General features: G+C 69.6%; 9 protein-coding genes. 7 read left to right on the top strand and 2 right to left on the bottom strand.

Translation table 11 applies throughout. The features are described 5' to 3' along the window. Nucleotides 1–168: 168 nt before the first annotated feature. A complete protein-coding gene (locus ACQE3M_RS00490; protein WP_430503502.1) occupies nucleotides 169–1,617 on the bottom strand; it encodes a sensor histidine kinase in 1,449 nt (482 codons plus the stop codon). Between the two features lie 141 nt (nucleotides 1,618–1,758). Between ACQE3M_RS00490 and hemC the strand changes: the two genes are divergently transcribed. From hemC to ACQE3M_RS00455, 7 genes are all read left to right on the top strand, one after another. Continuing rightward, nucleotides 1,759–2,913, top strand: a complete 1,155-nt coding sequence (gene hemC / locus ACQE3M_RS00485) for a hydroxymethylbilane synthase (RefSeq protein WP_430503501.1) — start codon at nucleotides 1,759–1,761, stop codon at nucleotides 2,911–2,913. Next, entirely contained in the window at nucleotides 2,906–3,835 is a 930-nt protein-coding gene (gene cobA / locus ACQE3M_RS00480; RefSeq protein ID WP_430503500.1) for a uroporphyrinogen-III C-methyltransferase, read from the top strand. Before hemC ends, cobA begins: the two co-directional genes overlap by 8 nt. Then, the gene (locus ACQE3M_RS00475) at nucleotides 3,832–4,578 is read left to right on the top strand and encodes a uroporphyrinogen-III synthase (RefSeq protein ID WP_430503499.1); all 747 of its coding nucleotides are present in this window, start codon (nucleotides 3,832–3,834) and stop codon (nucleotides 4,576–4,578) included. The genes cobA and ACQE3M_RS00475 overlap by 4 nt, the downstream gene beginning before the upstream one ends. Nucleotides 4,579–4,665: 87 nt before the next feature. After that, nucleotides 4,666–5,538 carry a zinc metalloprotease HtpX gene (htpX, locus tag ACQE3M_RS00470; protein ID WP_430503498.1) on the top strand — a complete coding sequence of 291 codons (873 nt, stop codon included), beginning with the start codon at nucleotides 4,666–4,668 and terminating at the stop codon, nucleotides 5,536–5,538. Nucleotides 5,539–6,603: 1,065 nt separating this feature from the next. Continuing rightward, nucleotides 6,604–7,512 (top strand): MBL fold metallo-hydrolase, encoded by a 909-nt coding sequence (locus ACQE3M_RS00465; RefSeq protein ID WP_430503497.1) that lies wholly within the window; start codon nucleotides 6,604–6,606, stop codon nucleotides 7,510–7,512. A 102-nt stretch (nucleotides 7,513–7,614) separates the two neighbouring features. Beyond that, entirely contained in the window at nucleotides 7,615–9,618 is a 2,004-nt protein-coding gene (locus ACQE3M_RS00460) for an AMP-dependent synthetase/ligase (protein ID WP_430503496.1), read from the top strand. 51 nt (nucleotides 9,619–9,669) lie between these two features. Then, nucleotides 9,670–9,897, top strand: a complete 228-nt coding sequence (locus tag ACQE3M_RS00455; RefSeq protein ID WP_430504026.1) for an aldehyde ferredoxin oxidoreductase N-terminal domain-containing protein — start codon at nucleotides 9,670–9,672, stop codon at nucleotides 9,895–9,897. 85 nt (nucleotides 9,898–9,982) lie between these two features. Here the strand turns inward: ACQE3M_RS00455 and ACQE3M_RS00450 are convergent, their stop codons facing one another. After that, a complete protein-coding gene (locus ACQE3M_RS00450; protein WP_430503495.1) occupies nucleotides 9,983–11,116 on the bottom strand; it encodes a sensor histidine kinase in 1,134 nt (377 codons plus the stop codon). Nucleotides 11,117–11,219 lie beyond the last annotated feature (103 nt).

The following is an 11,219-nucleotide window of genomic DNA, read 5'->3' as shown; positions in this document are numbered from 1 at the left end:
GGCGTTTGCGGTGCTGTAAAGAGCAAGACCGTATCCTCTACCCAAACCCGCTTATAAAGAGCGGCCGAGGGCTTTCCAAACGTCCGCGGAGTGGTCGAAGGCAGCAGCGCCTACGAATCCGGTTTTTAAGCAGAGTATGGCATCCACCGATCTCACGCCAAAGCCCAGCTATTCGCCGTCGACGTCACTCGGCGGCTCGGTGGCCGGCAACGTGATCGTCACCTCGGCGCCGTTGTCGTGGTTCCGAATGTCGATCTCGCCGCCGGCATCGCGGGCGATCCAGGCGACCAGCCAGAGGCCGAGGCCGCTCGTGTGCTCCAGTTGCGTCTCCCGCTCGCGTCTGAGGACGTCGATCTCCGTCTCGGGGATCCCGGGACCGTTGTCGTAGACGCGGAGGGTGGGCGGGTCGTCGGGCTCGACCGACACCCCGGCTCTCGGGTCCTCGCCGCCGTGGGACGCCGCGTTCTCGAGCAGGTTGTCGACGGCGACGCCGAGGAGGTCGTTCGCGCTGGCCCAGACGGGGTCGTCCGGCAGCGCCGGGTCGACGTCCAGTTCGGGGTGCCGCTTCCGGGCCCGTTCGATCCGTCGAGCCACGAGTTCCGTCAGGTCGACCGGGCGGTCGTGGCTCGCGTCGGCGTCGAGGACGCGCTCGACGATCCGGGCCTTCCGGCTCTTCTCGAGCAGCTCCTCGGCGCGAGCCCGGATCGCGTCGGCGGCCGTCTCCGGGTCCTCGTCGCCGGCCGCGAGGGTGTCGGCGTGGCCGACGACGACGTTCATCGCGTTCCGGAGGTCGTGCCGGAGGACGCGGTTGAGGACGCTCAGGCGCTGTTCCCGGCGTTTCTGCTCGGTGAGGTCGACGTAGGTGGCGAACCCGCGGTGCTCCTCGGCGGAGAGCGGGACGGTGTACAGCAGGAAATCGCCCCGCCCGTCGACGGTCGAGCGGGTCACCTCGACCTGAAGGTCCTCCACGCCGACTCGCTCGTTCAGCTCGTCGGCCTCCTCGCGCAGGTCGGGCGGGACGATCAGGTCGTCGACGGACTCGCCGACGATGGCGTCCGCGTCGTAGCCGAACTTCGACTCGAACGCCGGGTTGGCCTCGACGACGACCGGGTCGCCGTCGACGAGCTCGTAGTAGACGGTCGGGCTCGGCACGTTCTCGAACAGCGTCGCGAACCGGTTCCGCTCGCGCTGGAGCCGGTGGCTCGCGGTCTCGTAGGCCTCGGTCCGCCGGTCGCCCTCGACGTCGTAGGCGCCAAGCACCAGCCCGACGATGGCGCCGGCGGTGACGTTGTCGGCGACGAGGTACCAGAAGTGCTCGACCGGCTGGTCCGACGTTATCCCGTGCGCGAGCGACCAGGTCATGGTGACGAGCAAGCCGAGGCAGCCGACGGCGATCCACAGGAGGACGCGGGCCGTCTCGCGCCGCGTGAAGTTCTCGCGGGTGAGCCAGGCCGACCCCGCGATGAGGCCGATTGCGAGCGCCAGCGGGAGCACGGCCTCGAGGAGCCAGAAGGAGGCGGCGTCGAACGCTAGCAGGTGGTGGAGGTGGATCAGTCCGAGGACCGTTCCGAGAGCCGCGATCGAGAGCAGTCCAAGGTCACTGGCCCAATCCCCCATTGCGTACGAGCGAGAACGCTTCGGTTGAAGTTTCTTTCCCTCGAATGGTTGCTCAACTGAGTGGTATTCGCCGGTACCGGCCGAGAGCCGTCGAATCGGCAAACTGGTGTCCTTTTGAGTGCGGGCGTCCACGATTCGAGTATGACAGAGACGCTCCGGCTCGCCACGCGCGGCTCCGACCTGGCCCTTCGGCAGGCCGCGACCGTGCGCGAGGCGCTTTCCGGCCGCCGCCGCGACGTGGAGGTTCGGGAAGTCGAGACGCGAGGCGACCAGATCCCAGACGAGCTGATCCACCGGCTCGGGAAAACGGGCGCGTTCGTGCGCGCGCTCGACGAGGAGGTCATGGACGGCGACGCCGACCTCGCCGTCCACTCGCTGAAGGACGTCCCGACCGAGGACGCCGACGACCTCGTCGTCGCCGCCGTCCCCGAGCGAGCCGCCGCGGGCGACGTGCTCGTGACGCCCGACGGTACGGCCCTGGAGGACCTCCCGCCGGGCTCGACCGTGGGCACCGCGTCGCTCCGCCGCACGGCCCAGATCCTCGCCGCGCGCCCGGACCTCGAGGTCGAACCGGTCCGCGGCAACGTCGACACCCGCATCGAGAAGCTGCTCGCCCCGGGGCTCCAGGCGGAACACGAGGAGCGGCTGATCGCCTCCGACGACGACCGCGTCGTTGAGGAGGGGACGGACGAGGAGGAGGGCGACGACGAGGATGCCGAGGACGAGTTCGAGCTGAGCGTCGACGAGTGGTTCGACTCGCTGTCGGACCTCGAACGCAGCGCGATGGAGCGCGAGGTCGACGTCGAGTACGACGCCCTCGTGCTCGCGGAGGCCGGCCTCCGGCGCTCGGACCTCTTCTACGACCTCGAGACCCAGCAGCTCCCCCGCGAGGAGTTCGTCCCCGCGGCGGGCCAGGGCGCCATCGCGGTCACCGCGAGCGACCCGGACGTCGTCGAGACGGTCCGGCGCGCGCTGGACCACCCCCGGACCCGCGTCGAGACGACCGTCGAGCGCACCATTCTCTCGGAGCTGGGCGGCGGCTGCGTCGCCCCTATCGGCATCCACGCGATGGTGCAGGGCCAGTACGTCCACACGAGCGTGCGCGTGCTCTCCCAGGACGGCACGGAAGAGGTCGCGGACACCCGCGACCTCGATGCCGAACGCTACGCCAGCGAGGCGAAGGCGTTCGCCGCCGACCTCGCCGACCGCGGCGCGAAGGAGCTGATCCAGGAGGCCCGACGCGAGGAGGACGAAGAGATCGAGGACGTCGCGGTCGCCACCGACGACGATGAGTAACGACGCACCCGCGGCCGACGACACCGCCTCCGCAGACGACGCCGCCTCCGCAGACGACACCGCCTCCACGGACGACACCGCCTCCACGGACGACACCGCCTCCACGACTGACGACGAGGCCGACCTCGCCGAGGGGAAGGTCTACCTCGTCGGCTCCGGCCCGGGCGACCCCGACCTCCTGACCGTCAAGGCCCAGGACCTGATCGAATCGGCCGACGTGGTCCTCCACGACAAGCTCCCCGGTCCGGAGATCCTCGGCCGGATCCCCGAGGAGAAGCGGGAGGACGTGGGCAAGCGCGCCGGTGGCGAGCGCACGCCGCAGTCGGAGACGAACGCCCGGCTCGTCGAGCTCGCCCGCGAGGGCAACACCGTCGTCCGGCTGAAGGGCGGCGACCCCTTCGTCTTCGGCCGCGGCGGCGAGGAGGCCGAGTACCTCGCCGCCCACGACGTGCCCTTCGAGGTCGTCCCGGGCGTCACGAGCGCAATCGGTGGCCCCGGTGTCGTCGGCATCCCGGTCACGCACCGCGACCACGCCTCCTCCGTCTCGTTCGTCACGGGCCACGAGGACCCGACCAAGGCGGACAGCGCGGTCGACTGGGAGGCGCTGGCCGCGACCGGCGGCACCATCGTCGTCCTGATGGGCGTCGGGAGGCTCCCGGACTACACGACGGCCCTCCGCGAGGCCGGCAAGCCCGGCGACACGCCCGTCGCCCTCGTCGAGCGCGCGACCTGGCCCGACATGCAGGTCGCGACCGGCACGCTCGAGACCATCGTCGACGTGCGCGACGAGCAGGAGATCAGCCCGCCCGCGATCACCGTCATCGGCGAGGTGGCGGCGACGCGGGACGCCGTCGTCGACGTGCTGGAGAACTCGGGGGCGGTGCCCGCTGACGGATCCGCCAGTCCGGAGGCCGACGAATGAGCCGCGAGGTGCGCGTCGCCGTCTTCCGCCCCGACGACGAACGCCTCGAGTCGGCGGTCGAGCTGCTGGAGTCGCTCGGCGCGGAGCCGGTGCCGGACCCGATGCTCGCCGTCGAGCCGACGGGAGCGACGCCCGAATCGGGGTCCGACTACGTGATCCTCACGAGCAAAACCGGCGTCGAGCTCGCCGCCGAGGCCGGCTGGACGCCCGGCGACGCGACGCTGGCGACCATCGGCCCGGCGACCGCCGAGGTCGCCCGCGAGGTTGGCTGGACGGTCGACGTGGTACCCGAGGAGTACACCTCCGCGGGGCTGGTCGAGACTCTGCGCGAGGCGGTCGGCGGCGCGACTGTCGAGGTCGCGCGCTCGGACCACGGCAGCGACGTGCTGCTCGACGGGCTCCGCGAGGCCGGCGCCGAGGTCAACGAGACGGTGCTGTACGAGCTCGTCACGCCCCCGGAGGCCGGCGAGTCCGTCGACCGCGCCGTCGCCGGCGAGCTGGAGGCCGCGGCGTTCACCTCCTCGCTCACGGTCGAGAACTTCCTCGACCTCGCGGCGGAGCGCGGCGAGCGCGAGGCGGCGATTGCCGGGCTGAACGACGCCGTCGTCGGCGTCATCGGCGATCCGACGCGGGAGACGGCCGAGTCCCACGGCATCGACGTCGACGTCGTCCCCGACGAGGCGACGTTCGACGCGCTGGCGACGGCGGTCGTCGAGGCCGCGGCGCCGACGTATCACGACTGACGGCGGGCGATCGCTGCGGGTCCACGGCTTTCCCCCGTCACCGTCACGTCCGGCAGGTTTTACCCGACTGGGCGGCTACGGACGTCCATGCAATGGAGCACGGACTGGGGACTCCGTGGGCGCATGGCGTTCACGATGTTCCTGCTATTCGGCCTCTACCTGGCGTTCGTCGGCGCGCTGGTCAGCTTCTACGACGCCGGCATGCTCACCGTGCTCGTCCTGATGGGCGGGTTCTCGCTGGTCCAGTACTTCTTCAGCGACAAGCTCGCGCTGCGGAGCATGGGCGCCAGGAAGGTGGCCCCGGACGAGGAGCCGGAGCTGCACCGGAAGATCGAGCGCCTGAGCCAGCAGGCCGACCTGCCGAAGCCGACCGTCGCGGTCGCCGACTCGCAGGTGCCCAACGCCTTCGCGACCGGGCGCAACCAAAAGAACGCGACTGTCTGCGTGACCAGCGGCCTCCAGCGCACGCTCTCCGACGAGGAGCTCGAGGGCGTCCTCGCCCACGAGCTCGCGCACGTGAAGAACCGGGACGTGATGGTGATGACCATCGCCTCGTTCCTCTCGACCATCGCGTTCTTCGTCGTGCGCTGGGGCTGGCTCTTCGCCGGCGACGACCGCAACTCCCCGCCCGTCTGGGTCGCCATCGTCGTCTCGCTGGTCGTCTGGGTGGTCTCGTTCCTGCTGATCCGCGCCCTCTCGCGCTACCGGGAGTACGCCGCCGACCGCGGCGCCGCGTCGATCACCGGCAACCCGAGCGCGCTCGCCTCCGCGCTGATGCGCATCGACCGCCGAATGGACAACGTGCCGAAGGAGGACCTGCGCGACCAGGCCGAGATGAACGCGTTCTTCATCATCCCGATCCGCTCCGGCCTCATCGGCAAGCTCGCTTCCACGCACCCGCCGATGGACAAGCGCATCGAGAAGCTGCGCGAGCTGGAAGCGGAGATGGAAACGGTCTGATTTGTCGGTCTCGTTTTTAACAGGGTACCCGGGCGTCGTCGCTGGTTTCGGAACGGGACAGAGTCCTCAATAGTGATAGGTGGATTTTGTTTATAAATGGGCCATGCAGGTGAGGACGAAGCTGGTCTCGATTACGACACCGAGAAAGTCCTCGACCGCTCGTTATGCCCAGGTTTGGGCAGGTGATACGGTCTTGCTCTCGGCAGCACCGCAGACTCCTCGAAAGCCCTCGGCCGCTCGCTATGCGCAGGTTTGGGCAGGTGATACGTGCTTGCTCTCGACAGCACCGCAAACACCCAGAAAGCCCTCGGCCGCTCGCGGTCGCTGAGCAGGATATCCGCGGCTCTCCGCACCGCCCGCCGCGGATAGTGCCTGTCTCAGCGACTCCCCTCCGGCGCGACCGGCCATCGCCCTTTCAGTCCACCAGGACAGCACGGCCCAGCAACCGCCACCGCAACAGCACCGCACAGCAACCGCAAGCCTCGCCCCTCCCCAGCCTCGGCCGGGGCGCGCCGGGACAACACCGCTCGGCGCGCCCCGCCCTCCCTCGCACGCGTTGCTCGCGCGCGCCACCGCAACCCCGCCGCGACAGCCCGGCAACCGCCGGCCGCGACGCCCGTCAACCACTCTGTGGGTGGGACTGAAAGGGGCAGCCGCTGAGCGGGAAGCCCTGCGAAGCTAGCACCACAACCCGGTGAGCGACCGAAGGGAGCGAGCCGGGTGAGGAGCGCAGCGAGCAGCGCGACCGCTCAGTGGCTGGGGCTTTCTACGTGTGCCGAGTGGTGTCGCAAGTAGCGACAATCAGATCCATTTATAAAAGCGACCGCTCGCCGGCTGGAGCTTTCTGGACGTGCTGAGTGGTGACGTGAGCGACGATATCCGAACTCGTTTATAAGCGCGGCCGGTGTGCGGCTGCGGCTTATCGAACGCATCGAGTGGAGGCGGCCGCGACGTCCACGAAACCGAGCCTGACTACGGAACCAGCGTCGACACCCGAAACAACGATCAAAAATAATCGCTGCCGGCACCGAACGGTTAACCCATCCCCCGGCCGCACGTCCCCGTATGGACGTCGGTGACTTCGAGCCGGTTCGCGGCGCGTCGGACCTGTACGTACACGACACAGGGATGTACGACACGCAGGGATACGGGGCGGTGTACATCTACGACACGCCGAATCCGGCCGTGATCGATACGGGAATCGGGACGAACCGGGAGGCGATCTTCGAGAGCATCGCGGAGATCGGCATCGACGAGGACGAGCTCGACTGGCTCCTGCCGACGCACGCTCATCTCGACCACGCGGGCGGCGCGGGCTACTTCGCCGAGAAGTACCCGAACGCCGAGGTGCGCATCCACGACCGCGGCGTGCGCCACCTCGTCTCCCCGGACCGGCTCGTCGAGGGAACGAAGAACGCCGTCGGCGACCAGTGGCGCCACTACGTCGAGCCAAAGCCGGTGCCGGAAGAGCGCATCGAGGGCCTCTCCGGCGGCGAGACGCTCGATCTCGGCGACCGCGAGCTGGACGTCATCGAGGCCCCGGGCCACGCCCCGCACCAGACGGTCTTCCACGAGGCCGACGAAGGCGTGGTGTTCGTCGCGGACGCCGCCGGGATCTACGTCCCCGAGATCGACAGCGTGCGCCCGACCTCGCCGCCGCCGCAGTTCGACCTCGACCAGTGCCTCGACGACGCCTCGACCATCGCTGCCCTCGATCCCGAGGTGCTCTGTTACCCGCACTTCGGCCCGCGCGAGTTCGAGCCGTCGCTCATCGAGGAGATGAAGCGCGGCTACGTCGAGTGGGTCGAGGCGGTCCGCCAGAAGCGCGCTGAGCTCGCGGACGACGACGCCGTCATCGAGCACTTCGTCGAGACGACCGAGGCCGCCGAGTTCTGGAACCGGGAACGCGCCCGCGCCGACGCCCGTCTCAACACGCGCGGCGTCCTGCGCTATCTCGACGAGAAAGCCGAATAGCGCGCGGCGCTCCCTCGGGCGGCAGTTCGACGCTCGTGTTCCGTGCTCCGTGAACTTCCAGCGACCCCATAGTTTATTTGCTGGCGCGGAAACTGGAGCGTCATGAACTGGCAGGCGGCCGAGCGCGACCTCGACGACGAACTGACGACGAGCGAGCCGATCCCGCGAACGTTCGAGCGGAGCGCCGAGCGCAACGCCGCCGAGGTGGCCCAGCAGTACAAGGGCGGGATATACGGCCGCTCGCTGGTCGCGGCCGACGTGGTCCCCGCCGCGCCCGACGGCGACTACGCCGACCTTACGTACGCCGAGATGCGGTCGATCGTCCGCAACCTCGCGGCCGGCTTCCGGGAGCTGGGCGTCGAGCGCGGGACCCGGGTCGCCATCTTCGCGCACACCCGGATGGAGTGGGCGCAGGTCGACTTCGCGGCGCTGGCGGCGGGCGCGACCGTCACCACGATTTATCCGTCGTCCTCCGACGACCAGCTCGAGTACCTCCTGACGGACCCGGAGGCGACGGTCGTCGTCGCCGAGAACCAGGACCTCCTCGATCAGCTGGACGACGTTCGGGGCGACCTCCCCCACGACCTCGAGGCCGTCGTCACCTTCGACGAGGTCGCCGGCGACGCGGTCGACGAGACGGTCCACGAGCTGGGGGCGGTCCACGAGCTGGGCGCCGACGCGTTCGATCCCGACGCCTACGAGGAGTGGATCGACGGCACCGCGATGGACGACCTCGCGAGCCTCATCTACACCTCCGGCACGACGGGCCGCCCGAAGGGGGTGCAGCTCACCCACCACAACTTCCGGTCGAACCTCACCCAGTGTTACCGGCGGCTCGGGCCGCGACCGGACAAGGGCCCGGACGTGCCGGCGACGACGAGCGAGTCGACGACGCTGTCGTTCCTCCCGCTCTCGCACGTCTTCGAGCGGCTCGCCGGCCACTTCCTCATGTTCGCGGTCGGCGCGACCGTCGCATACGCCGAGAGCCCCGAGACACTGAAGGAGGACTTCGGCCTCGTCGAGCCGACGACGGCGACGAGCGTCCCGCGCGTCTACGAGAAGCTGTACGACGGCATCCGCGAGCAGGCCAGCGCCTCGCCGGTCAAACAGCGGATATTCCAGTGGGCCGTCGACGTCGGCCGCGCGCACTACGAGACGGACGACCCGGGCGCGGTACTCGACCTCAAGCGGTCGATCGCCGACACACTCGTGTTCTCGAACGTGCGCGACGCGCTCGGCGGCAACGTCGACTACTTCGTCTCGGGGGGCGGCTCGCTCTCGGCGGAGCTGTGCGCGCTCTATCACGCGATGGACCTCCCGATCTTGGAGGGCTACGGGCTCACCGAGACGTCACCGGTCGTTGCCGTGAACCCCGGCGAGGCACCGAAGGTCGGCACCATCGGCCCCCCGGTCGTGGAGACGGACCTCGCGCTCGAGAAGAGCGCCGCGGACGACGGTCTGCGGGAGCGCGCCGACGGCGAGGTCGGCGAGCTGCTGGTTCGCGGGCCGCAGGTCACCGACGGCTACTGGAACCGGGCGGAGGCGACGGCGGACGCGTTCACCGAAGCCGTCGACGACGCCGTCGTCCGCGACACCGGCGCGAACGCGGGCGATCCGTGGTTCCGCACCGGGGACGTCGTCGAGGTCGACGCCGACGGCTACCTCGTCTTCCACGAGCGGACCAAGCAGCTCCTCGTGCTCTCGACCGGCAAGAACGTCGCGCCCGGCCCCATCGAGGACCGGTTCGCCGCCAACGAGTTCGTCGAGCAGTGTCTCGTCCTCGGCGACGGGCGCAAGTTCGTCTCCGCGCTCATCGTCCCGAACTTCGACCGGATCCGCGCGTGGGCCGCGGAGGAGGGGGTCGAGCTCCCGCCGGAGCCCCGGGCTGTCTGCCGCCACGACGCCGTCCGCGAGCGCATCGAGCGCGAGGTCGAGGCCGTGAACGAAGCCTTCGAGGAGTACGAGCGGATCAAGCAGTTCCGCCTCGTCCCGGAGGAGTTCACGACGGAAAACGACCTGCTGACCCCGACGATGAAGAAGAAGCGCCGCAACATCCTCGAGCGCTTCGCCGACGACGTGGAGCTCATCTACGAGTCCGCGGAGTAAGGGTCGGCTGCGGTCCGACCCGGCGCCCGGCCGCTCCCGTCCCGACGTTTTATACCGCATCGTCCGATCGTTCAGCCACGATACACGCACAGGGGGCCGCTCCTCACGGTCGACGTCGCCGAGCGCACTGCCGAGACGGAGAGCGTCGACGATGTCCTGCGGGAGCTCCCCGGCGGCCGCGGGCTCAACACCGGGCTGGCGGACGAGCGTGAGCCGTTCGACGTCGACCCCCTCGGGCCGGCGAACCGCGTCTACTTCACGACCGGCCCGATGCAGTAGTCGACGACCTCCGAGACGGGCCGGATGGCGGCGACGGCGCGACGCCGGCCAACGACTGAGTCGTCGTCCGTCCCGCGAGCGGCAGTCAGTCGGCTACCGATCGGGAGTCGGCCGTCGGGTCGTCGACTGCCTCGAACTGGAGGCGGACGACGCTCCCTTTCGGGTCGTTGTCCTCGAACCGGACGTGCCCGTCTGAGGCGGTGACGAGCCAGTGAACGAGCCAGAGCCCGAGGCCGCTCCCGTGTTCCAGCGACGTCTCGAAGCCGCGCTCCAGCACCGTCACCTGCTCGTCCGGGATGCCGGGGCCGTTGTCGGCGACGCGGAGTTCGACGAACCGCGTTCCGTCCCGTTCGACGGCGTCGGCGTCGACGGCGACTCGCGGCGTCGGCTCGTCACAGTGGTCGACCGCGTTCTCGACGACGTTCCGGACGGCCGAGGAAACCAGCGGGTGTGCCCGGATGCGAAGTCGGTCCGGGAGGGAGACGGAAAACTCGACGTCCGACTCCGCGGTCCGGACCTGCTCGATCGCCGCGTCGACGATGGCGACGAGGTCGACGACCTCGCGGTCGGTCTCGTCGCTGCGGAGGACGGCCTCGATCTCGCGAGCCTGTTCGCCGAGTTCGACGAGCCGCTGGGCCTCCGCCTCGATCTTCTCGGCACGGTCGGCGACCGCCGGCTCGTTCTCGGCGATCAGGTTCGCGTGCCCCTGAACGAGGTTCACGCCGTTCCGGAGGTCGTGACGAAGCACCCGGTTCAGGACCGTGAGCTGGTCGCTCAGTCGCTCGGCGCGCTCGCCGGCTGCCGCCGCTTTCCGGCGGGCGACGCGCTGTCGGCTATCGTAGACGCCGACGACGAACCCGCCGAGCAGCCCGCCGGTAGCGGCGTTGGCGATGATATACCGCCAGTCGCTCATCATCACGCCCTCCGCCTGCTGGTACAGCACGGTGAGCAGCCCGCCCGTTGCCAGCACCGCGGCACCGAACGCACACCAGCTGCCGACGCGACCGACTTCCGTCCCGGTGAGGTCGCTCCGCCAGAGCCAGACGCCGCCGGCGAGGCCCGCCGTCGCCTGCGCTATCGGGAACAGGATACCGAGGACTAGCGACCGGTGCCCCTCGCCGGGTTCGGCGGCGTGGAGCAGATGGACCGAGAGCAATCCCGCACTCAGCCCGCAGATGAGCACCAGGCCGCCGAGGCTCTGCGTCCGTTCGGTGACCATCACAGGAGTCATCGAAGCATGCCAACGCCGAGGGAAAACACTTCCCCACGTGACAAACCTGGTGAGAAACTGGCGGTTCCAGCCCTGTGGCTGGGCGTATCGG

Source organism: Halosubterraneus shenae, from assembly GCF_050510935.1.
In the GTDB taxonomy this organism is placed as follows: Archaea; Halobacteriota; Halobacteria; order Halobacteriales; family Haloferacaceae; genus JBDGPU01.
Note: the sequence above shows the minus strand (reverse complement) of the source record. Positions and strands in the feature narration are given on the sequence as shown.